Genomic DNA, 25,016 nt, shown 5'->3' on the forward strand with positions numbered 1-25,016 from the left:
TTTTCTTTTTCCCCTTTGCAGAAGAATCTTCCGTCCTGTGAATCGTTTTCCTTTCCTTATAAATTTGAGTCTGCTTTTGTCATTTTCTTGCGGACCGTTTTTTACATCGAATATCGATTCCGCAAAAGTTCGAATTCCTGCCGACGGAAAGTCGATCGCGGTTGTAACGCTTACCAATCCGTATTTCGGAGCTCCCGATTCTTTTCAATGGGATGAGAATGAATCTTCTTTGAAACTTCTTTCTCTGGAGAATTCCGGTTCTAAACAAATCATACGCTTTGTTGCAGGTTATAAGCCGGGAAGTTATATTCTTCGGACAAAGTTAGGAACCTTTGTTGAGATCGAATTGTTTTCTCTCGAAGGGGATTGGGACGAAGATGGATTTCCCGATCTTTCCGAACTTAGATCCGAAGAGGATCGTCAGGCGTTTCGACAATGGTTTATTCAGATCGCACTTTCCCAGTATTTAAAAGAAACGGGTTCTTGGAATTTACGAGAAAGAGATTGTAGCGGTTTGATTCGATTCTCTTATAAAGAAGCTTTAAAAAATCATGATTTATCTTGGCAGAAAAAAATAGGAATTCTTCTGGATAAGAATATTCCCGATGTCCGTGAATTTCAATATCCGGATATACCTTCTATTGGAATCAATTTATTTCGGACCGGTCCTAAAACTTTCGGAGCCTTCGCCGACGCGGAAAGTCTCGAACAATACAATACGTTCTTTGTTTCAAAAAACATAGAATCCGGATTTCCGGGTGATATTTTATTTTTTCGGGAAGATCGAGGAAACGGAACCAATTTTCACTCGATGATTTTGGTGGAAGAAAATAAAACGAATCCACTTTTATTGTATCATACCGGATCTCAAAGAGGAATTCAATTGATTCGGGCGAAAGAATTACACAAGAGTAATCGATTCTCGCCGGAGCCCGACAATCCTTCCTTTTTGGGAATGTATCGTTTTCGTATTTTAGATTGAGGTTATGGAATGAAACGCGTTCAAAATTTGATTCTTTGGTTGTCTTTCGGGATCGTATTGGTTTTGGGGATAGCGTATCGATTTCCAATTTCGGGAAGTCCGAATTTTTATTTGGGCACGGATCGAAGTTTTGGTCCGGGAGAAAAACCGTATATCAACTTGGAAGGCAACGGCCGAGCGGATTACGAATTTAGAATTTATAAAATCGCCGATCCTCAAGCCTTTCTTTCTAAAAAAGTAAAAGAAAGATTGATTCAAGAGAATAACGAAGGCGCCTTCGGAAATCCAATCGCGCTTTTTTCCCGGACGATGGATAAGTTTGAAAGAAACTTTAGATCCGTCGCGAGAAAAGAATTTAATTCTTCCACTCGTTCCGCATTAAAAGATACGTTAGGCGTTAATTACGAAGCTCCGTCGAAAGAAAAAACTTTAGCGGTTTCTTCGATTCTTCCGGAACACGAACTGGTATCTACATTCTTCGTTCCCAGCGTCGCGTCTTCTTGGGCTTATAGAAGAATTCCAGTTCCAGTTCAAGAAAACGGCGTCTATCTCGTGGAAGGAGTTTCCGGTTCGAACATCGCTTATACCGTTCTTGTAAGATCCGGTTTGAACTTCTTAGTAAAACAAGCCAGTTCCGAAACGTTTGTCTACGTCGCAAGAAAAGATACGGGTGAACCCGTCGGCGACGCGGATCTGAATTTGTTCAGTCTTGAAACGGGAAGTATATTCCATTCTTCTAAAACTGCATCCGACGGAACCTTTTTATATAAAGGAAATACTCCGGTTAAAACTTTAATCTTGGCAAAGAAGGGCGGAGAATACGCCGTGTCCGATCCTGAATTCTATTCCAGTTCTTTCTACGGAGAAGGTGGAGCCAGAGCTTATATTTATACGGAACGACCCGTTTATAGACCGGGGGATACGGTTTACTTCAAAGGAGTTGTTCGCAATTTCAACCGAGACGATTATAGAATCGCTTCGGGTGCGGCCACCGTTTCCATTCATTCCGAAGACGGAGAAAGTCCTCTTCCCGTTATTCCAGTTTCCATTTCGGGAGATCAAGGAACCTTTTCAGGAGAATTTCAAATTCCGAATGAAGAATCGATCAAACTCGGTAACTTCACTCTTGTCTTGAACTTTCAAGATAAAACGTTTCAAACAGAATTCTCCGTAGAAGCTTACGTCAAACCTACCTTTCTCGTTACCGTAAACGTACCGAAATCAAATTTTCTGCAAAAGGAAGAAGTCAACGCAACCGTAAAGGCGCGATATTATTACGGGCAACCTTTGAGCGGCAAAGAAGTTCAATTTCGTGTTTTTAGAAAACCGAAGTTCGATTATTCGCCGGTCGGCAAGATGAACTTTGACGCGAGCGCCGATTATCTGGAACAAGCGGGTCAGAGCGACAAACAAGAGTTAGTTCACAGTGGAACCGGTTCTTTGGATAAAAAGGGAATTTATTCTATAAAATTTAAGCCGAACAAAGTGGAAGGCGATTCGATCTATACGGTCATTGCTTCGGTTCAATCCGAAGATCTTACACTCGACGGGGCTACTTCGTTTTCGGTAAATAGAAGCGCCTTCTTTTTGAAAATGGAGAAAGACCAATCCGTCTATGAACCGGGAAAAGAAAGTAAACTTACCGTCAAACTCGTTCCTTACGACAAAACGTTAAGCGAAGAGGCTCGTAAAAAAGAAATCCAAGGACGTAAGGTAGAACTCGTTCTTTACAACCGTGAAATCCAACATTCCTCCGAGGGAGGTCGTTCTAAAATTTCAAAAACTTCCGCGACCACCAATGCGTCGGGGAGCGCAGACGTTTCGTTTCAAATTCCGAAACGAGGACAATATATCGTGACTGCGGAAACTGAGGACGGAGACGGTAACGAAACCAAAAGTGAAACTTTCTTTTGGGCTTCTTCCGTATCGGATTCTATCGATATTCCTTTTAAGGACATCAATTTAAAACCGAGCAAGGATTTGTATTCCGTCGGGGAGAACGCGGAGATTCTTGTTCTAAGTCCAATTTCCAACGGCCACGTAGTTCTTACCGTGGAAGGGAATCGTATTTTTAAAAGTCAAGTCGTCAAGATGAACGGAAACGCTCTGAAGTATTCCGTAAAGATCAGTCCGGAAATGAGTCCCAACTTTACGTTATCCGCCGTTCAATTTTCCGGAAGCGACGTTTATAAGAGTCAGGTCCGAATTGTAGCGCCTCCGGAAGAAAAATTTATCAAAGTGGATTTGGTTTCAGTTAGTAAGGTTTATCGACCCGGCGATAAGGCGGAAATCAAACTCAAAACTACAGGACTCGGAGGAAAGGCGGTTCCTGCGGAAATTTCGGTCGCGGTCGTTGACGAAGCAATCTATCAAATCAAAGAAGAAAAAATTCCTAACATCGGAACTTTTTTCTATCATCCGAGAAGAAATAACGTTCAAACAACATTAGCTTCTTCTTATAAGTTTTTTGGTTACTCGGAAGAAAAACGTCTAAAGTTGGCCTTGGGTAAAAAGGGAGAATCCGGTTATTCCGCGATCAAAAACGAAGAACAGAATCGAGATCGATTTAAGGATACGAGTTTTTGGAACGCGAAGGTCAAAACTTCTTCGGATGGAACCGCAGTCGTTAGTTTCGTTTTACCGGATAATTTAACTTCGTGGAGAGTCACTGCCATCGCGATTACCGCCGATACAAAAGTCGGTCGGGGGCAAACAAACTTTGTAACAAAAAAAGATCTGATGATTCTGGGAGGATTGCCTAGATACATTCTCAAAGGAGAATCGCAAAAGGTAAGCGCTACGATTTCCAATCAGACAAATCGAAAACTTCCTGTCAACGTCACCTTAAAAATGGAAGGTCTGAAGGCGATCGGTCCTGAAACCGTAAATATCAACCTGGAACCGGGTCAGAACCAATCCGTTCAATTTACGGTTCAAGCCGCTCAGGATCCGAAAATAAAATTAGCAAAATTGAATATACTAGCTTCCGGCGGAGGTGTTTCCGATTCGATACGATCCGAAATTCCTCTCAAGGTTTGGGGATCACCTCGTGTCAGTTCGGATAGTCTCGGGTTGAACAGGGGAACCGGCTCGGGCATTTTGAAGTTAAACGTTACTAAAGAGTTGGCGGACCCACATCTTGAAATTCGATTGAGCCCCGCTACTTTGCCGGCGTTGAAACAATCTTTGGAATACTTGGCGGATTATCCTTACGGCTGTGTTGAGCAAACGATGAGTCGTTTTTATCCTCTTCTTTCCGCGCAAAAGGCAGGATTTATCAATTCTCGAATTCAAAAAGAATTACCCAAAATGATCGATGTCGGTTTGAAAAGGGTTCAAGCGTTACAAAGGAGCGACGGAGGATTCGGTTGGTTTGAAGGAAATTCCGAGAGTGATATTTTGATGTCAGCTTATGTTCTAAAAGCTTTGGCGATCAGCCAGAAAAACGGCGCGAAGGTCACGTCGAATACGATTTATAGAGCTCGAAATTTTCTCTATTCTTCCTTAGAAAGAGGAGATGTTTCGGATAACGTAAAATCTCATATTTTGAATGCGCTGAGTGAAAGCGGTTCTCTGGAAAATTCTTTGGTCGAAAGTCTTTACAAGTCCGAATCTAAGCTGAACTTCTACGCAAAAGCGTTGTTAGGTTTGACGCTATTCAACCAAGGTAAAAAGACCGAAGCTTCTCGATTGTTTAAAAAAGCGATGGAGGAAAGCGGGTTTGGAAAAACGCCGTTTTTAAAACTGGCGTCTTACGGTAAAAATCCGAATTGGGAAGAGGATAAAATCGAAGGTCTTTCTTCCTTGCTGAGTTTAGGAATTCGCTTGAATGAAAACGAAGGCGTTTTGGAAAATCTAGCATCCACCATTCTTACCAATCGAAACGGTTATGCTTGGAACAATTCCAGGGATACTTCCTTAGCGGTTCTGAGTTTGTCAGAATACCTGACGGTGCTTCGAGAAACGGATTCTTCCGCGGAGATCGAGATCAAGCTGAATGGAACTACCTTAAAAAGTGCGACCGTTTCTCCCAAATCGGAAGATGGAGAGCTTTTTAAAATCGTGGTCGCAAACGATCTCATTCATTCGGGAGAGAATCGAGTGGAAGTGATCAAGAAGGACGGCCCCGTGTTTTACGCGACCGCTTCCTTGTTTTACAAAGATCGATCCAAAAAGATTTCCTCTTACTCGAACGGAATCCAAGTGCAAAGAAAATATTTTAAGGTAAAACCGGGTTCGGACGGTTCTGGAATCGATGTTTCGGAATCCAAGGCATTTTCCACAGGCGATATCGTATTAGTGGAATTGAATGTTTCTAAGGAAGGGAATCCGGATTCTTACTTTATGATAGAAGACGTTTTGTTACCCGGTTTTTCATTTCTTCAGAGAGACGCGGAGTATCTTTCCGGAGATAGAAAGGTAGAATACGATTCACGTCAGATCTTTGACGATCGTGCGGTCTTTTTTACCGGAGGACCAAACAAGGATTTTACGGTTCGTTATTTTCTAAGAGCAGAAGTGGGCGGGAAATACAAGGCGATCCCTGCGAGAGCTTATTTGATGTATTATCCCGAAGTAACAGGAGCGAGTTCAGATGACGAAATCAAAGTGGATTAGAAAAATTCCCATTCGATTTCGTTTAACAAAACTTAATATTCAATCGGAGATTTTAATGAAACTAAGAATTCTAAACTCGATCAAAACCCCGTTCTTATTTTTTCTCGTGGTCTTTACGTTTTCAACCGTGTCTTCTCAATCGTTGATAATCGATTCTCCAAACGGGGGATTTACTACCGAGAGAATTCAAAAAATTTCCGGATCCGTTTCCGGATTAACCGGAGACAGAATCACAATCGTACTCAACGGAATTCCTCAAACAGTTCCGGTGAGCGGTGGAAGATTTTCTATGAATGCCGTTGTTGCGCCGGGAAACAACCTCGTCGAAATCAAAGCGGGAAAAGCTTCCGAAAAGATTTCCTTTTTTGCAAAGGTTCCGCCGAGAGATATCAAGGTGGTTTTGATCTGGGATACGCAGACCGACGTGGATCTTTGGGTGATTGATCCGAAAGGGGAGAAATGTTTTTATTCACATCCATCCACACAATCGGGTGGAAATTTGGACGTGGATGTCGTCGACGGTTTTGGTCCTGAAACCTTTACGATGGCAAAGGCTCTGCCTGGAAATTATTCGGTCCAGGTTCAATACTACGGTTCTTATGATAAGCCCATTACTCGTGTGAATGCGTATGTCGTCCTTTACGAAGGTAAGTCCAACGAAAAACGAATGCAATTTCAGTTTGTGATGACTAAATCGCAACAAGTATATCATCTTGCAAATTTTGAAATCGAACCGGAGAATTGAATTTGCCTCGGTTTCTTTTTTATCTTTGGAATACGATTTTTACTCACGCGAGGATATTTTTTATTCTCATCTGTATTCAATTTTCATTGTATTCTGAAACTTCCAACGGACTTCGATTTCAATATTTGGATTCGGCAATTCGAAACTTCGAAAACGAAAATTCTCAGTCAAAGTCTTCGGTTTTGATTCTTGAAATGGAATCGGGAATCGTTCGTTATTTATTTCGTCCCGAAATGGCGATTGAAAAAAAATTCGGTCCGGGTTCCCTTTTGAAAACGTTTTCAGCTCTTATCTTTTTAAAATACAAGAGCGAGTTGGCTTTTTCACCTTCGGAGAAAATTCATTGTGAAGGTCGATTTTATCCCGAAGAGACGATGGATATTTCAAAAGGCGATCTATCTCGTTTTCATCTTCCGCAAGATCAAAATGGAAAGAGATATTTACGATGTTCCTTGAGAGAAGGTCACGGCCGAGTGGATCTCGAACAAGCGTTGATTCAATCCTGCAACGTTTATTTTTTAAAAAATGCGAGTAAGAATCCGGAGCTCTTCTATTCGAAACTGAGATCTGATTTCGATTTAACGAATTCCGCTCAATCCAGATTGAAACCGTACAAAGAAACTCCGGGAAACTTTGAAGAATCGCCTACAAATCTGAGAAGGGTGAGTTCGTCGATCGGAGAAGGCGGTTTCTTATTGAGTCCGTTGAAGGTTTCTCAATTGTATGCTTCCATCTGGTCTTCAGGACCGAGGCTTTCTCCTTCTTGGGAAACCTCCGAAAAAAGAATCAAAGTCGGCGATAACCCGTTCTCCGATAAGAACATTCATTTTGTCTTATCCGCTTTAGCCTCCGTTCCAAAAATCGGAACTCTCAAAGAACTCAAAACTTTCGACGATTCTAAGATTGAAATCGTAGGAGCAAAGACAGGCACCGGCACGATCTATACAAAAAAATACGAAACACACGGCTGGATTACTTTGTGTTTTAAGATGAAAAGAAAAAACTATATCCTGACCGCCTTTGTGGAAAAAGGCTCGGGAAGTAAACAAGCACAACGTTTGGTTTTAAAAATCCTGAACGAGATCGGAAAACAAGACAACCTCTCTTGGAGAAAAGAATGAAGGAAAAAGTAAAAATCTGGATCGAAAAATCAAAGGCTTTCTGGAACGAAACAAAGATAAAAACAAAAGAGAACTGGAATCGTTTCGTTCCTATTTTTAAAGAGAAGGTTTGGAAAGATCCGAAAACGCGTTATTCCTTTTTGTTAGTTCTTGTGTTTACTTTTTCCGCAATCTTCTACCTCATATTGAGAGATAAGTATTCCTTTGATTCTTCCATCAACGATCCCGCGCTTCTGATTCCGGATAACGCGAGTTTGGCGCTCGAAGTCTTTCGACCCGAAGAATTTATCGAAGACGTTTCAAAAACCGAAATCGGTAAAAAACTTTCCGAAGACGGAACGTTTCGAAAAACCCTAACTCTTCCTGAATTGAGAAAGGTAAGTTCGATTTTATATCTTCTGGAAGCAAAGGCGGGAGTTTTGACCGAGCCGAGTCGACTGGCGAGCTTGTTTGACGGTCCGGTTGCGATTGCGTTATTACAAAAATCGGAATGGATCGTAGTCGGAAAGGCGAGTATCAAATCCAAATTGGGAGTCAGTCTTTTAACCTTGTTTCAAGGTGAAAAAATTGCCAAAGCTAAAAAAGATACGAAGGAAACAAATGTAAAACCTCAACCCGAAGGCGAATCCAATTCCGAAGAAGCCGCTCAAACCCATAGCGCGGACGATTTTACCGATCAATTCACCGTAGGATCGGAGAAGTTTGGAAACTTGGAAATGTATCAATACGACTTTGAAAACGAGAGTGTTTATATCGCCGTAATTGGAAATTTTATATTGATCACGAATTCAAAGGAAACTTTGGATCTTTCGTTAGGCCTCGCGTCTTCTAAAAATAATTCATCCCTTGGAAATCTAAAAGGTTTTAGTCATTTGAGAGAGTCCGCACAAAAGAGAGAAAACAAACTTCTTTTCTTTGCGGGTAAGAATTCTTTGTTAACTCCTCTCCTAAAACCCAGCTTTGGAAATTCGGGTATGGGACTTTTGCTTGGTTGGAAGGAACAGGGTTTTTTGGAAGGCGAAATTTATAGAATCGGTGGCGAACAAACGGAAGTCGGTTCCAATTCGATTAATCCGAATCTTTCCAAAATTCTTCCAAAGGATCTTACGGCCTCATTTTATTCCGAAACACTCAAACCTATCGAAGTCTGGAAAACGCTGACCGATTTGAGCGGAGAATGGGAAAATTTCTCGAAAGGCCTCAACCAATTCGCCGAAGCCGGAAGAATCGATCCGAAAACTTATTTTCAAGAATCGCAAGGTGTTGCGTTTTCCTTTCACGGACTCGATTTAAAAAATGGAATGATTTATCCAAGATTCGGGATCTCGATTTCTTCCGCGGTGAAAGACGATCGAATTTTAAAATCCATTTTTAAAGTGGGGGTAAAATCGAAACAGAATTTTCAAAACGTAGAATTTGCAACGTATGCTCTCAAACAAGGAGGTTATTATTCTCCTTCTTCCGTACAATTGGGTGATTGGTCTTTTTTTGGTTCGGATAGAAAAAGCGCGGAGGAAACGATATCGACTAAGAATGGGAATAAGCCGAATCAGACGGATTTATTCTCCTCCGGAGCTATTGAAAATCAAGGCTCTTATCCTCATCATATCAGTATTCATATTCCAAATTTATTAAGTGATTTGAAAAGGTTTTATTTATACGGTGCGAGCGATACTTCGGAATATACTTCGAAAACGATCGAAAGGGACGTTCAACCTATTTTTGATAAACTGAAATCGTATTCTCATTTTTCTATGTCTTTTGGAAAGGGCAAAGGTGGGGAAGTCTGGGGAAAGGCAAAAGTAAGGGCAGAATAGAACTATCGGGATTTTAAGAATTTAGAATAGAGAATTTTCCATTCGTTCTCCGGAGTTTGATTTTCCAAAAGATTTCGAAAACGAATTTCTCCTTGGTCTTTTAAAATCCAATCTCCCCAGGACGCGAGAAGTTTGTACTTTTTTAGTTCTTCTTCTTTTTTCGAATTTTTGCTCAGGTTAATTTTTTTAAATTGTTCCCAAGATTTTGGGAAATCGAGAAATTTTTTAGAGACGATAGAGTTTGTCGGATATAGGGCTTCGCAATAGGATTCTTCAATCCATTGAAGAGTTTGTTCTTTAAGATGAGGAGAAAGGAAATGACAGATTTCATGGCGAATGGAAGAAGAAAGTATATTCCTTTTGTATAATGTATTTGGATTCTGAAAATAAAATCGATTTGAGTCGGAGAGAAAACGAGCCGCTACAAACGAGGGCTGTCCGCTGATCTGAGCGAAAACTTTGGAATTTTCGGCGATAAAAATGAAGGCTTCGGAAGGTTTTTTGAGATTGAGTCGTTCCGATTCTTTAACTGATTCTAATATAAATTGATCCGCAAAATTTCGAATGATTTCTTTCGCTTTTGTCGCAGAAGAATTCTCGGCCTCGTTTAGAAAATAAAATTCAAAGCCGTCGACTTTGTAACGGATCGTCTCCGAAAAAATCGAAAACGTAAAACACGTAAAAAATAAAAAAGTTCCAAATCGTTTCAAAGTTTTTCCAACCTTGCTTTTGGAAAATAAAACCTTAAGATCTCAGAAGACTTGGCTCCTTGGTAGGCCATTTCTCTTGCACCATATTGACAGAGACCGATTCCGTGTCCGAATCCTTTCCCTTGGATTAAAAATCCATTTTGCGAGTTTTCGATTTTGAAGTCGTTACTTTTGATTTGATTCCATCCTAGTCGTTTCCCGATTTTTGAAAGAAACAAAGAGATCGGGATCACGGATTTTCCGTTTTCTGTTTCCGCTAAAATTTCAGTGGCCCTGGATTCTCTTAGAATCGGTTGTAGATGGATTATCTTTTTTAATCCCAGAGCCTCCTCGAGTTCGGAGCGACGGATCACACTTTCCCAATGAGAATGAGGAGAAGAGTCGCAGAGGATTTGATTTTTTTTCCAGATATCTTTACCGGAACGAAATATGTTTTCTTCACTTTTATAATTCTTCCACAACACGGAGGGATGAGAAAGATTTCCACCGCAAGAGGAATGAAAGAATGCCTCCAAGATTTTCCCGTTTGAATCCTTTAAAACAAAATTCGATAAAGAATCCTTTTGAACTTTTGTTTTCCATTCCATTCTTCCGGAATACTGGAGACAGTGAGTGAGATCGCAAAGATCGTAACCTTCCGTTTTGTGGCGGTTTAAATTGGAGAGGGCGTAAGAAAGAACGACGATCTCGGCAGCGGATTTGAATTCTTTTTGCCAATCTGCGGCGGCGTTCTCCGGATTTGACTGAAACAACATTCCGAACTCGGACTCGGTAGCGGTTTGAGTATATTCTTCTTTTGGAATGGATAAAATGAGGCGCAACTTTCCGTTTATGGAAGTGATTTCTAAATTTCCAGAATAACGAAAAAGATCTTTCTGATTTGGGAAAGAAATTTCGTATCTTCCTCCTAAAAAACTCAGAAACTCTTCGGAAAATTTTTTTGATTCATAACGAATGTTGATTCGATTCGCCTTCGATTTTAATTGTAACGTCGCCTGATTTTTTACGATGAGGTGATCGCCTGCAAAGACCTTTGCGTTGGAATAATGAATCTTGATTTCGTCAGGAGAATACTTGGATAAAATTCCGACTCGAATTTTGGAAGGAATCGAGTCTGTCCAAACAGGTTTTGTTAAAAGTAAAAATCCAAGGAGAATACAGGAATACCAGATTCTTAAAATCATGGTATTATTGAATTCGAATCGCCCTTGGAAATGTAGGACAAGCGGAAACACACTGACCGCAACCCGTGCACGCTTTTGAAAAAGAAGGTTTGATTCCCTTAAAATTAACCACGCCTTCCACGGGACAACTGTCCTTACAATTGGAACAAGTCGCTTCTCCCGTTTTGTGGTTGAGACAAAACTCGAAAATTCCTTTTGCTTGTCCGAACTTAGGAGCTTCTGTTAAGGGTAGAAGGGCTTCGTCCTTGCACGCTTTGATACAAGGCCAATCTTTACAGAGCATACAAGCATTTAAGTTTACGTCCATTCTTGGAATGTGTTTTTCGGAGGTTTCGTCGAAAACGGGAAACAAAACGCTGTAAGGACACGCGTAGATACAATCTCCGCAACCGGTGCACTTTTTTAAGAACTCGGTTTCGTCTAACGCACCGGGTGGAGCTTGTATGTTCCGAATTTTTTTCTTTCGAGTCGATTTAACTTGATGAGGAAGTAAAAAGGAAGTTTCCTTCTTCGAATTCTTCTTAACTTTTTTTTTAGGAGCCGGTTGTTGGATAGGATCGGATGTGATTTCTTTAAAACCGGACGCGATGTCCGCCGCACTTTCTTGGGCGAGGTCCAGCATTCTCGCCAGACCCTTTTTAAAAAAATCCTTTCGGTTCAATCTTCTTTTACTCGTTCAATTCTCGCGCCTAACGTGCGTAGGCGAGTGTCGATGTTTTCAAAACCGCGGTCGATCTGTCCGATGTTGTGAATATAACTCGTTCCTTCCGCACACAATGCAGCGATGATCATCGCCATACCGGCGCGGATATCGGGGCTCGCGACCTTTTGCCCATAAAGTCGAGAATGTCCGATCACGATGGCTCTGTGCGGGTCACAGAGGATGATCTGTGCGCCCATAGCGATGATATTATCCACGAAGAAGAGTCTTGACTCAAACATTTTCTCATGGATCAAAACGGTTCCTCTACATTGTGTTGCTGTCACGAGCGCGACCGAAGTCATATCCGCAGGAAATCCAGGCCAAGGAGAATCGTCTATCTTCGGCGTGGCTCCGTGATAATCGGGAATAATTTCCATCTTCTGATCCGCTGGAACCAAGATTCCATTTTCATGCGGACGCACTTCGATTCCAAGACGGGAATAAACCATTCTTATCATTCGAATGTCTTCGAGTTCCACGTCACGAATCATAATTTCTCCGCCCGTTACTGCGGCTAAGCTGATAAAGGAACCGACTTCCAAATAATCGGACCCGATCTTATGATCTTTTTGGGGCGGCTTTAAAGAAGTCACACCTTCGATCGTGAGAATGTTGGAACCGATTCCGGAAATTTTTGCTCCCGCGGAATTTAGAAACTGACAGAGTCGTTGAACGTGAGGTTCGCTCGCTGCGTGTCTCAGAATTGTTGTTCCTTCCGCAAAGACCGCAGCCATCACCGCGTTCTCGGTTCCGGTAACGGAGGCTTCGTCCATAAGGATGTCCGTTCCTCGGAGTCGATCGGCTTTGATTTCGTAACCGTCGGGAAATACTTCGATGCTTGCGCCTAATGCTTGTAAGGCGAGAAGATGAGTGTCGAGCCTTCTTCTGCCGATCTTATCTCCTCCCGGTTTTGGAAGAAACACACGACCGGTCATCGCGAGAATCGGACCGGCTAACGTAACCGCTCCTCGAATCCGAGAACAGAGTTCTTCGGGAAGTTGGTTTTTCAGATTACCGTCGTGTTTGAATAAAAAAGTGCCGGGTTCTTCTTCCGTGATTTCCATCCCAAGATGACGGAGTACTTCCATGAGCATAAGAACGTCGGAGATCATCGGAATATTGCTGATTCGAACGGTTCCGGGAACCATACACACGGCGCCCAATAAGGGTAGAGCCTCATTTTTATTTCCCTGTGGAACCACGGTTCCATGAAGAGGGGTCTTTCCAATGATCTTAAAATACGAAGAACTCATAATGATAAATTGTAGAATCCGGTCTTTCTGGCAATCGAATTGTAGCCCATTGCTATTTTTGAATCACTCGTGAAACAGAATGAAACTGAGAATGGATTTGTTTGAAACGATCGCATTCTATATTTTCGGATCGACGATTCCCAATGAATTCTGTTGACTTCCCGCTCTAAAAAGGAGATGAACGTTTTATCCATGGACAATTTACACCATCGTTTTCAGCAATTTCAGAAGACAGTCTGGTTCAACCTTTTCTGTTATTTCTGGACCGGTCTTTTTTCGTTCTTAGCATTTGCTCCTATTTCCCTGAGCCATTTTGTTTGGATCGCGCCTTTTGGCCTTTTCTGGCTGAGTCTCAAATATCAGGGAAAATATAAAAAGTTATTTTATCAAGGTTTGATTATCGGAGTCGTTTTTTACGCCATCTCCTTTCACTGGATCGTTCACATGGCGATTACGTTTGGAAACTTTCCCTATGTAATTGCGTTGCTCCTCCTTCTTTTCGCGGGGCTTTTGTTTAGTTTAAAGTTTCCTCTTTTTATGATGAGCTTTTCTTTTCTTTCCGGAAAGATCGGTCGTCATTCGGTTTGGGTCGCCGGATTCTGCGGACTACTTTCGGAGCTGATCGGTCCACAGTTGTTTCCCTGGTACTGGGGAAATCTCGCCGCGGGAAATATCTTCCTCGCACAAAACGTGGAAATTACCGGCGTCTATGGATTGAGCTTTCTTGTTTTTGTCGTTTCCTATACTCTCTTTCAATCCAATCCATGGCATTGGAAAGAAATTCTTAACTCGATTGAAAAGAGAAAACAATATCTTCGTTTTGTTGCGTTACCTGCGCTCCTCCTTTTGAGTTTTGTAATTTCCGGAGCCGTTCTTTATAAAAAATGGAACGATGTAAAGCCTTCCAAATCAGTTAAAGTGCTCGTCATTCAACCGGACGCCCCTTTGAGTTTTCGCGACGGAAGAGAAGTGAAAGAATCCATCGAAGCGCTCATGGCTCGGATCGAAAAACTCGCCGAAGAAGGCGTAGCAAAGATGGGAACCAAACCGGATCTCATTGTTCTTCCGGAAGCGGGAGTTCCGTTTTTCTCAGCGCATAACACACCGGTGACGACCGTTGCCAGAAGATTGTATTGGCATCGTTTTGATTCCTTGATGTTTCTTCTCGCGAACAAATACAAGTCAAACGTATTTTTCAATGAGATTGACGCGGGTTACAAAGGAACTCCGGGTGCGAGAAACCTAAGATATTACAATAACAACGTTCTCTATGATCCGAACGGAGATAGAAGAGATTCTTATCAAAAAAAGTTTCTTCTCATGTTTGGCGAATATATGCCTTTTGATTTTCTCTACGATCTGAGTCAGCAGACGGGAAGATTTGAACCGGGCTTAAATCACAATCTGATCCGTTATTACACTCCTACGGAAAAAGAAAAATCTCCGAAGGGACTTCACCTCGGATGGTCGGATACGGAGAATCTAAATCATGAAGCCGTGCGTTCTTACTATGAACCGGCGAAGACGGAAGTGCAAGAGGCTGGAAAATTTCTTCCATTGATTTGTTACGAAGTGATTCTTCCTGAGTTTGTAAGAGAATTTAGAACCGCGGGAAATCCCGAGTTTATCGTAAATCTTACCAATGACAAGTGGTATGGAACGACGACCGAGAGCGATCAACACATGGAACTCGGAAGACTTCGTTCCATAGAATTGAGGAGATGGATGGTAAGATCTACCAATTCCGGAATTTCCGCAAACATCGATCATCTTGGCCGGTTTGTCGGCGGGAAAAAAACGGGTCTTATGACCTCGGAATCTCTTTCCGAAACAATCGACGTTATCGATTCTCCTCCGACTTTTTATACTCAGTATGGGAATTTGATTCCTTGGTTGATGCTCTTTCTTACGGGCATCTACTATTTGAATCTTTTGATCGGAATTCGGAAAGGTAAGAAGGTATAACGACTGAGTTTGAAAATTCTTTTGAACTTTCGAACTTGTTAAAACGACCTGATGAAGCGGAGACTGATCTACGTAGGATTTCTATTTTTCTTTTTAAGTCTCTGCTTTGTCATCGTCCAATTCTTTGATTCAAATCGTTTGGTTCGCGGTTTTCTGGGCGATTTGATTATCGTGATGGTTCTTTATAGCTTCTTTAAATCGATTGCAGATTTTGATTCTGTCAAATTATCGATTTTTATAATCCTATTTTCATTTGTTTTAGAAACGCTTCAGTATTTTAAGATCATTCGACTTTTAGGTTTTAAGGAAAATTATCTAACCAAAATCATTTTCGGATCCGTATTTGATCCGTTGGATTTGTTAGCCTATCTGATCGGTGTGTTCTTAATTTTTTCCATCGATACACGGATCATTCTAAAATTATTAAGAAAAGAAACATCAACCCGCATTACGGGTTGATGAGATAATACGAAAGAATTCCTCGAAACGTTTCGTTAAAACCGGGAGGCAAACTTTTACCGGGGCATTGCAAATGTAAATCCGCTAAAGAATAGATTTGATAGGGTTTTGCAAAAAACAGACGAATAAAAAAACGAAGCACCGAAGAAATATTGGAAAGCACGTTAATACTTCCCACCGATTGTCTTCTCACGATTTCAGCCGAACACCCTTCCTCAAAATAAATTTTCTCTCGAAGAGGTAATACGTAGTCCGAGAAAGGTTCTTTTTCAGTTTCCAGAACTTCAAATTTTGTAATTTTTCCCGAGAGAATATTTTTACCATCGTGATCCAGGAGCGCAACGGTTCTAAAATAACCTCCGGGAAAGGAATCGTTTCCCAAAAAACCGCCGGTATAAAAACGAAAGTCTTTTGCATTGATCGAACGAAAGAGTTCCCATCTTCTGCTGTACTTATAAACCTCGTAATTTGTAAGGAGATGTTCCAAACCTCCGGTTCCTAAAAGTTCTTTTTTCTTTCCATCCTGAATCAGATATCCCCAAGCGCTTTGAAAAGAATAGGCGATGTCCGCCTGAACAAAACTGCTCGGCTCTTTTACGGGGTGTTTTCCTCCGGAAAGAGAAACTCCTTGTCGCAAGTCGGATTTAAAAGATAAGAATAACTTAATATTCTCGGCGTCTTGTTGGATTTCAATTCCTTCGGAATTTAAGACCATTCGATTGTTTTCGATCTTCAGATCGAACTTTCCTTTTTCGGCGGTCAGTTCTTTTGCTGAGAATTCTTTTGTGATAAATTGAGTTCCTTCTCCGAGGGTATGAATGACCAAACTGATTCCGCAGTTCTTAGTTCCCGGCCCGAGATTGCTCACCAAAAAGGTGGCGTAGATAAAGGTCTTATCGTCTTTAAAAGAATAATTCCAGGCTTCGAAATAACCTTCTTGTCCGTAAGGTTGAAACGAATAATCTTTCAGGTTCGCTTTTCTGAGGAGCGTCGTATCTTCCGCTTTTGGAGATTCTATAAAAAAAACGCAACTTGCAAAAAGTAAAAATGCAATCGTTTTACGAAGAGACAGAATTCTTAAAAAACTTTTTCCCAGGCGAGGCTGCTTCGACATGCGGAAGATCCTTAACTCTGGGAAAAAATTGATCAAGCAGAAACTTATTTGGAAAATGTTTTCGTTTCTTCCTCTTCCGCAAAAACGCAATCTTTTTCGAAAAGATCGGAGACGCACACGATGTCAAAGACCGGATGAGTTTTAGTTCCTTCGTTTAAGAACCGGTCTCTTTTCTCCTGAATTCCATCGATGTGTATCCAAGATTCATATTTTTCGTTCGCCTTAAGATAGATGAGAAAGTCGTGTTCTCCCAATCTTTTTAAGAATGCTTCGAAGTCCTTAAATCCGTCTTTTTCCAACTGAATCCTCAGCTTTTGAGAATTGCTGAGTTTGCAATAAGGAGTTTTTGTAACATAGAATTGATTTAAGACGGAGACGATGTTTGCGAATTCGTCTTTTCGACTGATCAACTTCTTCCATTCTCCTTGATCTAAATCGACTGTTTCTTTCATGTTTTTTACCTCTTCGTAGAAGCGGTTCCGCAAACTTTCAGAACGGAGTTTCAAATCCGATTTTTTCTAAAAATCGCATAAAAAAGTGAGAAGAAGGATTCCAAAAGAGAATAGAATGAAGGCTTCAAGGGAATTTTGGTGAATACCTTTGGGAAGTTGTCCTTTTAATAAATCTTGCTAAAAAAGCGAAAATCAAAATAGTATCATTCAGAACTATGGAATCCGATCTACTGGGAATATTTTGGACAGAAAAAATCAAGCTGACTCAATATATTATCCAGACCACGAAACATTACAGTTCCAACCAACTTGATTTCTCAGTTACACCGAGGGAATCCGTCCGTTCCTTTCTTCAAGCGATGGTTGCAGGCGACTTTTTTCTGAGAGTTTCACTTCCGATTTCCATCGGGATCAGTTCTATTCTTCCCATCTCCAGACAATCCGAAGAAGAAATCGAAAAGGACTTGGTTCGTTTTCGAGATCAGTTTGGATCACCGGCGCTTCCGATTCACCTCAAGGATATTATCACTCAAAGCGCAGAGGAACTTTATTTCGAGGATTGTAATCCTGAACTGAAACCTCTCTTTTTACGCTGGAAAAGAATTTTGGTTCGTCTGGAAAAAACGATTCAGGGATTGAGTACGAAAGATAGTCTTAAGTATCGTTATATTTCGGTGATCGGCATTGTTTCTCTTCCGGTGGCGATCAATTATTTTGAAATGCAAAACCTCGCCTGGCTCAGAAACGGGATCATGAAAATCACGGAAAATCCAAAATTTCCTTCTCAGTAGAACTTTAAAACAAAATCATATTCTACTATAGCATCATCGCAAAATTTTAAAGGAGAATTCAATGGCAAAGATCAAGGTAAAAACCCCGCTCGTAGAGCTTGATGGGGACGAGATGACTCGAATCATCTGGAAAGAAATCAAGGATAGATTCATTCATCCATATCTCGATATCGAACTGGACTACTATGATTTAGGCGTGGAATACAGGGACAAAACCGATGACAAAGTTACCGTGGATTCCGCTCACGCGATTCAAAAATACGGAGTCGGCGTAAAATGTGCCACCATTACTCCGAACCAAGACCGAGTCAAAGAATACAATCTCAAACAAGAATGGAAATCACCTAACGGAACCATTCGTTCGATTTTGGACGGAACCGTTTTCCGTAAACCGATCATCGTAAATAATATTCCTCCCGCAGTTCGCTCTTGGAAAAAGCCGATCACGGTCGGTCGTCACGCTTTCGGAGATCTTTATAAAGATACCGAACTCTACATTCCCGAAGCCGGAAAGGTAGAATTGGTTTATACAGGAAAAGACGGAAAGGAAAAACAAAGAGCCTTGGTTCACGACTTCGACGGAGCCGGTGTGATCATGGGTCAGTTTAACTTGGATAAATCGATCGTAAGTTTTGCACAGGCTTGTTTCAACTATGCGATTTCCGAAAAGATCGATCTTTGGTTTGCGACAAAAGATACTATTTCTAAAAAGTATCACGCAAGATTCCGCGCGATCTTTGACGAACTTGCAAAAGCAAAAGAAGGCGATCTCAAAAAAGCCGGCATTGAATATTCTTATTATCTCATCGACGACGCCGTCGCACAGATCATGAAAAACGAAGGCGGAATGCTCTGGGCTCTGATGAACTACGACGGAGACGTGATGAGCGACATGGTTGCATCCGGATTCGGATCCTTAGGTCTTATGACTTCCGTATTGGTTTCTCCGGACGGAAAATTCGAATACGAAGCCGCTCACGGTACGGTGACAAGACACTACCGTAAATACCAACAAGGGGAAACCACTTCCACAAACTCCGTTGCGTCTATTTTTGCATGGACCGGAGCTCTGATCAAAAGAGGGGAATTGGACGGAACTCCGGAGGTGGTCGCTTTCGGTCATAAATTAGAAAAGGCTGTAATCGATACGATCCAAGGCGGAGAAATGACAAAAGATCTAACTCTTCTTTGCACCGATCCAAACGCAAAATCTTTGGATACCTTTCAGTTCATGGAAGCGATTCAGAAAAAACTTTAATTTGATTTGAACTCGAGTTCCCGACCAAACTTTGGTCGGGAACTCTTATCAAGACTTATGAAACTCAAAAACCTTCTCCGAAAATCAAAAGAATTTCGAAGAATCAAATGGTTCGTGGTTTTGATTTTCTTCGTTTTCTCATTCTCTCTTTTTTCTCAAAAAAATCCCAAAGAACCGATCTTACCATCCGAACCGACGATCAACGGAGATTCCCGTAATTCGAGAGGTGAAGCTGGAAAACAAAGCGGAAGCGGAGTCGATGAGAAAGGCGAAAAAAAGATCAAAGTCATTTTTTGCGACGGCAGAGAAGTGGAAGGCTTTTGGAAAAACGCACCGAACGAATTTAAGTTCAAACACAAGAAAAGCAATATCACTTATTCCAAAGCCCTTAAATTGGAAGAAGTTTCAAAAATTAAAATCGTCACCTGGAAGTTAAAGGCTTCGAATCCAAGAAAAGAAGGAACTCCGTATCGAGCGGAGCCGTATCAAATTCAGATGTTTTCTTTTTCGGGAGAATCGTTTTTGAAAGAACCTCTTGAAACCGGAGAGATTCAACAAATTTCTTTTAACAATCAATTCGGGGACGCGACCTTGTTTCTTTATTGGAACGATCTTCAATATGAAAACGGTCAATGGTTTTCCGGTTTAAAATCCTTTTCGGGAGAATTTAGATCGGACTGTCATCCGGACGTGATCCGTGAGATTCATTTCCCGGCAGTAAATTAGTTTTTCTGAATATATTCTAAGATACTTCTTTCGGAATAGGGTTTATGAAGAATCTGCACATTCTTAGGAAGTTTAGAGATACTGATCCCTTCGTTTTCTTCCAGACCGGTGATAACCGCGATCGGAATAGAATCAAAACGATTTTGTTTTCTCATCGCTTCGACAAATTCTTCTCCGGAAAAATCGGGCATAACCCAATCCGTGAAGATATGCGAAATTTCCATATCAGTTGATAAAAGAAATTCCAGTGCTTTTTTCCCTTCGGTAAACGCCTGCACTTGAAAGCCGTTTTTCTTTAATATTTTTCCGAGTAAAAGCAGATTGAGTTCCGAATCGTCCACGATGGCTATTTTTTTGTGATCCTGTGATACGACATGCGTCGTGTTCTCCTGACCATATGCCAGTTCTATGATTTTTTCGATCACGGCTTTGAATTCTTCAATTCCGGAAGGTTTTGGATAAATTCCGTCAAATCCAAATTCTATCGCTTTGTCTCGATTGGAATCGATATCGCCCGACGTAATGAGATAAATTTTAGAATCTTTGCATGCGCTCGATTTTTTATCCCGTAGGCTTCCGCGAATAATTTTACAAACGGAAAAACCGTCTGCGTCCGGAAGTACCATTCCGATCGTAATGAGATCGAAAGATTCTTGAAACGCCAAATCTAAACCTTCTTTAGCGGTCGCCGCTTCTACGATTTGAAAATCTTCAGAAGGGAAGAAGGAAGAGATGATTTTTCTCACCGTGGCTCCGGAATCTAAAACCAAAACTTTCAAATACGATTCCCACTTGAGTTGATTTCAGAAATTCCGACTTCGTAAATTTGAATGTGTCGAATCAATTCATCGATGATTTGTTTAGAGTCTTCCACAAATTCTCCACTTGGTTTCGTCCAAGCGAGCGCGTTCGAAGAGTTCGTATCTAAGCTGAGATAATAGATCGGAGAAGTTCCCGGAGAAGATTTTGAATCGGCGGGAATCAAAGTAAAAGAACCGAAGATGGAGAATATGGCTTTATATTTTTTTTCATGAAAAGATGTACGATATGCGCGAGGCCATTCCTGAGAATCCGATTCCGGTTCCAAGGAAAAAGATCCGTTTAAAAAGGAAATAAGTTCCTCCGTCTTTTTGATTCTACTTTCGAATGAACTCGTTTCGCTCATGATTCTAATTCTTTGGCCTTGTCCCAGAGTTGGTCCATCTCTTGAAGATTGGAATCCGCTGGAGTTTTTCCTTGATTTCGAAGAGTTTCTTCGATGTATTGAAATCTCGTTTTGAATTTTGCGTTAGTTCTTGTAAGAGCCGACTCAGCGGAAATTCCAAGATGTCTTCCTAAGTTTACTAGACTGAATAACAGATCTCCAAATTCTTCTTCGATACGAACCTGATTGGATCCGTCCGCTTTTGTATGACCGTATTCAACTAAGAACTCTTCCATTTCCTCTCTGACTTTCCCTTCTACATCTGAAATATCTTTCCAGTCAAATCCAACCTTCGACGCCTTCTTTTGATACTTCTCTGCTTTTAAGAGTGAGGAGAAATTTTCCGGTATGTTAGAAAAAATAGACGAGTAACTTGGTTCCTTCTTTTCCTTATCTTTGATTTTTTCCCAATTTTCTATCACTTCTTGCGAAGAAGAAAGTGTGAGCTCTTCCGGACGAAAGACATGAGGATGTCTGAAAATTAACTTATCCGCTACACGTTCGGCGACACCTGCTAAATCAAAGGCATTTCTCTCTTCGGCGAGTCTTGCGTGAAATACAACCTGAAATAAGAGATCTCCCAATTCTTCCTTTAAAAGTTCATCGTCTTTTTTGAGAATCGCTTCAATTACTTCCTGGGATTCTTCTATCAGATAAGGAACTAAGGTTTGATGATCTTGTTCTTTGTCCCAGGGACATCCGTTTTCCCCCCGAAGCGTGGCAGTTACGTCTCTCAGTTTGCTGATTTCTTCGTTAAGCGATCTGGTTGGCATGATTGTCCCCTAAAATGACAAAAGGTGAATGGTCCCATTTTTTTGAAAGGATCACAATTCGCACGCCTTTTCGGGAGGTTTTGGTTCGGGATTGGATTGACGGGAACCGCAAAAAACGAGTATAGTAATAAAAAATACTTTCTAGGCGCTATATGATACGTTCAAAAAGTCTTATTGTTTTCTCTCTCATTCTGATCGCGGTTGCAAGTCGCTATTTTCCGCATCCGGCTAATTTTACGCCGATTCTCGCGATCTCTCTTTTTGCCGGAGCTCATTTTGCTTCTAAAAAACTTTCTCTGATTCTTCCGATCGTAGCGCTTTTGATTAGCGATATGATCATCGGGTTTCACGATCTGATGCCGGTTGTCTACGGAATGTCTCTTCTACTTGTGGTTATGGGCTGGCAGTTGCGCGCTTCTTCGTCTGTTGGAAGAATCGCTCTTTCCTCTGTAATCGGATCCGTCGCGTTCTTTGCGGTTACGAACTTCTTTGTATGGCTGACCTCTGGAATGTATTCTTTGGATCTTAGCGGATTCGTTCAGTGTTATATCATGGCGATTCCGTTTTTTCCAAACGGTTTGTTGGGAGATCTTTTTTACACTACGGTTCTTTTCGGAGCGTTCGCTCTGATTGAGAAAGCGGGTTGGTTAAAACTTTCTCCCGTTCCTGTGAAGTAATTCGGATTCTAATTTAGAATTTGAATTCAGTGCAGTTCGGAGTTCCAACTTCGATCTGCACTGAAAATTCCTCTCTTCTTTTTTAGTTTAAGAATCATCTCGAATCTTTCTTACAAGATCAGAGAAACTCCCAAATAAAATCCATAATAAGAATCTACGACTTGTTTGTCCAGAGCCGGTCTTGTTGAAATTAAGTCCACCGGTTTGGTGATCGTATTCAATGCCGTCGCGCTAATCGGATCCGGGATCAAAAGAGAAGCGTTGTAGTTGTACCCGGAAACGGACGATCTCATCTCGGTGTACTGAAAACCGAACGTAAACTTTAACCAACTGGTTCTGGAAAACGAAAGCCCAGTATCCAATTGATAGCCGGTTCTTTTTACTAAATTTTCTCCGGCAGAACCTGCTGTTTCTGTTACCAGAAAATTCTGAACTCCGTTATAATTTGTAGTTCCATTGGTTTTAAGATGATATTTTCCCAGGGTTTTAAAGTAGTCTGCGCTCGCGTGAAACTGAAAATACGAATTTAGTTTTTTTATGATTCGAAATCCGATCTGCGGTCCGAGCCCTCCGGCTTTTTCCTCCATGTTTCCAAAACCTAAACCACCCGGAAGATTTCCGTATTCTTTGGAATAAGTATCTAAATTTCGAATTCCTAAAGAAGGTCCGATTCTGGTTCCGGAACCGGTTTCAAAAAAATAAAGTAGATTGAGCTGAATATCTGTTCTTCGAAGTTGCGGACCGTAAACGCTGTAGGATTGATTCAAATTCCCCGGAGATGGATTGATGTTGATGGAAGAATAAGAAGGGTTGATTCTAAAATCGAGAAACGTCGCTTCCACTCCAAATTTTTTGGATTCCGTTAAAAACAAAAAACGAATCGGATACGCGGTCTTTGTATTTCCCTGCGGGCTCGAATAGAAACTTCCGGTGTTGTTGATGAGATGAGCGTCAAAACCTCCTACAGCGGCCGCAGAATTGATACTCCGATAAGCCCCGGAGGTATAGAGATACGTATTGGTTTCGTTGGTAGAAACATTTTGTCTTCTCGCTAAGGATTCCGGAACCCAGGTTGCTTGATTAAAGAGAACTGCGATTTCGAAAGTGGCTCCTTTCGGAGATTTACTGAGTTCTTGCTCATGAAGAGTGTTTCTCAATTCTGCAGCTTCCGTTCTCTTTCTTTGGATGTCCAAAATCAACCTTTGTCTTGTGATCGGATCTTGGGCCTTTCCGGCTTTGATTTCCAGTTCGTCCGCTTCTCTTTCCAATTGATCCGGATTTGGTTGAGGCGTTTTGCTTTGAGCAAAAACTCCGGAGGAAAGGAAACCGATTAGAACGAAAAAAACGAGTGGCGTTAAGTTTTGAATTTGCTTCTTCATATAATTTTAGAGTGAGAGTTAGATAAGACGATAGAATCCGAAATTCAAACATTTTTTTCCTAAAAGATGAAAAAGAAAAACATTACAAGATTCTCTCTTTAGAAAATAAAGAAATAGAATGGTTTTAGAGGCGGATACGAAACAAGAACGATCCAACGAGAAAAGTCTGATTCTGAAAAAGAGGGCCTCGATTCTCGCACTTTTGATTTCAGGAACTTTACTCGTCATCAAATCGGGAACAGGTTGGTGGACCGATTCCATTGCGGTCTGGGCTTCCGCCACCGATAGCGGTCTTGATTTTTTAACCTCGCTTATCAATTTATTTGCGATCCTCGTCGCTTCCAAACCGGCCGACGAAGATCATCGATACGGCCATGGAAAAGCGGAAGCGATCGCGGGACTTCTTCAGAGTTTATTTATTTTTCTTTCCGGTTCTTTGATCTTATACAAAGCGATTCATTCTTTTTTTGAACCTCCGAAGGAAATACAAGATCTTCCCGGAATCATCGTGATGGTCTTTTCTTTAGCACTTACGATCTTTCTTGTGATCTATCAAAGATACGTTCTCAAAAAAACGGGTTCTCTTGTGATCTCTGCGGACAGCCTTCACTATTCTTCCGATATTTTGAGCAACAGCGCCGTGATTCTTTCCTTGATCGTTGTAAGAATGACCGGAACGGTTCAGGTCGACTTTATCGTCGGCTCCTTGATTGCATTGTATGTGATCCGGAGCAGCGCTCAGATCTTTCGTTCGAGTGTGGACATTTTGATGGATAAGGACGTTTCCCATTTTTACCGTCCTTCTATCGCTCGAATCATTCATGACTTTAAGCCTGAAGTTTCCGGATTTCAAAAATTAAGAACTCGTTCGGTCGGGGACTTACATATTTTGGAATTTCATATTTCGATGCCCGGTGATTTGACGCTTCATAAAATCAAAGAAATCACCGATGGCCTGGAAGGAAGACTGAAACTAGAATTTCCTTCCATCGAAGTTTGGATTCATCCGATTCCCGTTGTCGAAAGCGGATCTAAAATTAAAAAGGGAATTTGAATTCTTAAAAGTCTTATGAAATAGAACTAAAA

At 41.3% G+C, this 25,016-nt stretch carries 22 protein-coding genes; 12 read left to right on the forward strand and 10 right to left on the reverse strand.

Translation table 11 applies throughout. The annotated features are described in order from the left end of the window. Positions 1-76 precede the first annotated feature (76 nt). From A0128_RS01295 to A0128_RS01315, 5 genes are read left to right on the forward strand one after another with little or no spacing between them, the layout of a single operon-like run. The gene (locus tag A0128_RS01295) at positions 77-982 is read left to right on the forward strand and encodes a DUF1175 family protein (RefSeq protein WP_245667184.1); all 906 of its coding nucleotides are present in this window, start codon (positions 77-79) and stop codon (positions 980-982) included. Between the two features lie 9 nt (positions 983-991). Next, positions 992-5,599, forward strand: coding sequence for an alpha-2-macroglobulin family protein (locus A0128_RS01300; protein ID WP_069605877.1), 4,608 nt, complete (start codon positions 992-994; stop codon positions 5,597-5,599). Between the two features lie 55 nt (positions 5,600-5,654). Next, positions 5,655-6,344 (forward strand): YfaP family protein, encoded by a 690-nt coding sequence (locus A0128_RS01305; RefSeq protein ID WP_069609030.1) that lies wholly within the window; start codon positions 5,655-5,657, stop codon positions 6,342-6,344. A gap of 2 nt (positions 6,345-6,346) precedes the next feature. After that, the gene (locus A0128_RS01310) at positions 6,347-7,465 is read left to right on the forward strand and encodes a penicillin-binding transpeptidase domain-containing protein (protein ID WP_069605878.1); all 1,119 of its coding nucleotides are present in this window, start codon (positions 6,347-6,349) and stop codon (positions 7,463-7,465) included. Further along, a complete protein-coding gene (locus tag A0128_RS01315) occupies positions 7,462-9,282 on the forward strand; it encodes a hypothetical protein (RefSeq protein WP_245667185.1) in 1,821 nt (606 codons plus the stop codon). The genes A0128_RS01310 and A0128_RS01315 overlap by 4 nt, the downstream gene beginning before the upstream one ends. A 2-nt stretch (positions 9,283-9,284) precedes the next feature. Here the strand turns inward: A0128_RS01315 and A0128_RS01320 are convergent, their stop codons facing one another. From A0128_RS01320 to murA, 4 genes are read right to left on the reverse strand one after another with little or no spacing between them, the layout of a single operon-like run. After that, positions 9,285-9,992, reverse strand: a complete 708-nt coding sequence (locus A0128_RS01320; RefSeq protein WP_069605879.1) for a hypothetical protein — start codon at positions 9,990-9,992, stop codon at positions 9,285-9,287. After that, positions 9,989-11,176, reverse strand: a complete 1,188-nt coding sequence (locus A0128_RS01325) for a SpoIID/LytB domain-containing protein (RefSeq protein WP_069605880.1) — start codon at positions 11,174-11,176, stop codon at positions 9,989-9,991. Before A0128_RS01325 ends, A0128_RS01320 begins: the two co-directional genes overlap by 4 nt. 4 nt (positions 11,177-11,180) lie before the next feature. Then, positions 11,181-11,837, reverse strand: a complete 657-nt coding sequence (locus tag A0128_RS01330; RefSeq protein ID WP_069605881.1) for a 4Fe-4S dicluster domain-containing protein — start codon at positions 11,835-11,837, stop codon at positions 11,181-11,183. Then, positions 11,834-13,132: a UDP-N-acetylglucosamine 1-carboxyvinyltransferase gene (gene murA / locus A0128_RS01335; protein WP_069605882.1), complete on the reverse strand. Its 1,299-nt coding sequence runs from the start codon at positions 13,130-13,132 to the stop codon at positions 11,834-11,836. The genes A0128_RS01330 and murA overlap by 4 nt, the downstream gene beginning before the upstream one ends. 192 nt (positions 13,133-13,324) lie before the next feature. Here murA and A0128_RS01340 point away from each other — a divergent pair, with 192 nt between their 5' ends. Further along, positions 13,325-15,097 carry an apolipoprotein N-acyltransferase gene (locus A0128_RS01340; RefSeq protein WP_069605883.1) on the forward strand — a complete coding sequence of 591 codons (1,773 nt, stop codon included), beginning with the start codon at positions 13,325-13,327 and terminating at the stop codon, positions 15,095-15,097. Positions 15,098-15,148: 51 nt separating this feature from the next. Next, positions 15,149-15,556: a ribosomal maturation YjgA family protein gene (locus tag A0128_RS01345; protein ID WP_083244021.1), complete on the forward strand. Its 408-nt coding sequence runs from the start codon at positions 15,149-15,151 to the stop codon at positions 15,554-15,556. Here the strand turns inward: A0128_RS01345 and A0128_RS01350 are convergent. Together A0128_RS01350 and A0128_RS01355 are read right to left on the reverse strand one after the other, a co-directional pair. Further along, positions 15,546-16,670: a hypothetical protein gene (locus A0128_RS01350; protein WP_069605884.1), complete on the reverse strand. Its 1,125-nt coding sequence runs from the start codon at positions 16,668-16,670 to the stop codon at positions 15,546-15,548. The genes A0128_RS01345 and A0128_RS01350 overlap by 11 nt on opposite strands. Positions 16,671-16,714: 44 nt before the next feature. After that, positions 16,715-17,122, reverse strand: a complete 408-nt coding sequence (locus A0128_RS01355; RefSeq protein WP_069609033.1) for an LIC_13246 family protein — start codon at positions 17,120-17,122, stop codon at positions 16,715-16,717. Positions 17,123-17,337: 215 nt separating this feature from the next. Between A0128_RS01355 and A0128_RS01360 the strand changes: the two genes are divergently transcribed. From A0128_RS01360 to A0128_RS01370, 3 genes are all read left to right on the forward strand, one after another. Continuing rightward, a complete protein-coding gene (locus A0128_RS01360; protein WP_069605885.1) occupies positions 17,338-17,913 on the forward strand; it encodes a hypothetical protein in 576 nt (191 codons plus the stop codon). A gap of 61 nt (positions 17,914-17,974) precedes the next feature. Beyond that, the gene (locus A0128_RS01365; protein WP_069605886.1) at positions 17,975-19,171 is read left to right on the forward strand and encodes an NADP-dependent isocitrate dehydrogenase; all 1,197 of its coding nucleotides are present in this window, start codon (positions 17,975-17,977) and stop codon (positions 19,169-19,171) included. A gap of 57 nt (positions 19,172-19,228) precedes the next feature. Further along, positions 19,229-19,897, forward strand: a complete 669-nt coding sequence (locus A0128_RS01370) for a hypothetical protein (protein ID WP_069605887.1) — start codon at positions 19,229-19,231, stop codon at positions 19,895-19,897. On the opposite strand, the gene A0128_RS01375 is transcribed toward A0128_RS01370, so the two are convergent. Genes A0128_RS01375 through mazG form a run of 3 tightly spaced genes read right to left on the reverse strand, consistent with a single transcriptional unit; the run spans position 19,894 to position 21,874 of the window. Continuing rightward, complete coding sequence (locus A0128_RS01375) at positions 19,894-20,676, reverse strand: response regulator (protein ID WP_069605888.1); 783 nt, start codon at positions 20,674-20,676, stop codon at positions 19,894-19,896. The two genes, A0128_RS01370 and A0128_RS01375, sit on opposite strands and share 4 nt — an antisense overlap. Then, entirely contained in the window at positions 20,673-21,062 is a 390-nt protein-coding gene (locus A0128_RS01380) for an LIC_13241 domain-containing protein (RefSeq protein ID WP_069605889.1), read from the reverse strand. The genes A0128_RS01375 and A0128_RS01380 overlap by 4 nt, the downstream gene beginning before the upstream one ends. Then, a complete protein-coding gene (gene mazG / locus A0128_RS01385; RefSeq protein WP_069605890.1) occupies positions 21,059-21,874 on the reverse strand; it encodes a nucleoside triphosphate pyrophosphohydrolase in 816 nt (271 codons plus the stop codon). The genes A0128_RS01380 and mazG overlap by 4 nt, the downstream gene beginning before the upstream one ends. A gap of 152 nt (positions 21,875-22,026) precedes the next feature. Here mazG and A0128_RS01390 point away from each other — a divergent pair, with 152 nt between their 5' ends. Beyond that, on the forward strand, positions 22,027-22,551 hold the full coding sequence (locus A0128_RS01390; protein WP_069605891.1) for a DUF6580 family putative transport protein: 525 nt from the start codon (positions 22,027-22,029) through the stop codon (positions 22,549-22,551). 110 nt (positions 22,552-22,661) lie between these two features. On the opposite strand, the gene A0128_RS01395 is transcribed toward A0128_RS01390, so the two are convergent. Continuing rightward, positions 22,662-23,930, reverse strand: coding sequence for an LA_2444/LA_4059 family outer membrane protein (locus A0128_RS01395; RefSeq protein WP_069605892.1), 1,269 nt, complete (start codon positions 23,928-23,930; stop codon positions 22,662-22,664). A gap of 118 nt (positions 23,931-24,048) precedes the next feature. Between A0128_RS01395 and A0128_RS01400 the strand changes: the two genes are divergently transcribed. After that, the gene (locus A0128_RS01400) at positions 24,049-24,984 is read left to right on the forward strand and encodes a cation diffusion facilitator family transporter (RefSeq protein WP_069605893.1); all 936 of its coding nucleotides are present in this window, start codon (positions 24,049-24,051) and stop codon (positions 24,982-24,984) included. Positions 24,985-25,016 lie beyond the last annotated feature (32 nt).

This window comes from Leptospira tipperaryensis (genome assembly GCF_001729245.1).
Taxonomy (GTDB): Bacteria; Spirochaetota; Leptospiria; order Leptospirales; family Leptospiraceae; genus Leptospira; species Leptospira tipperaryensis.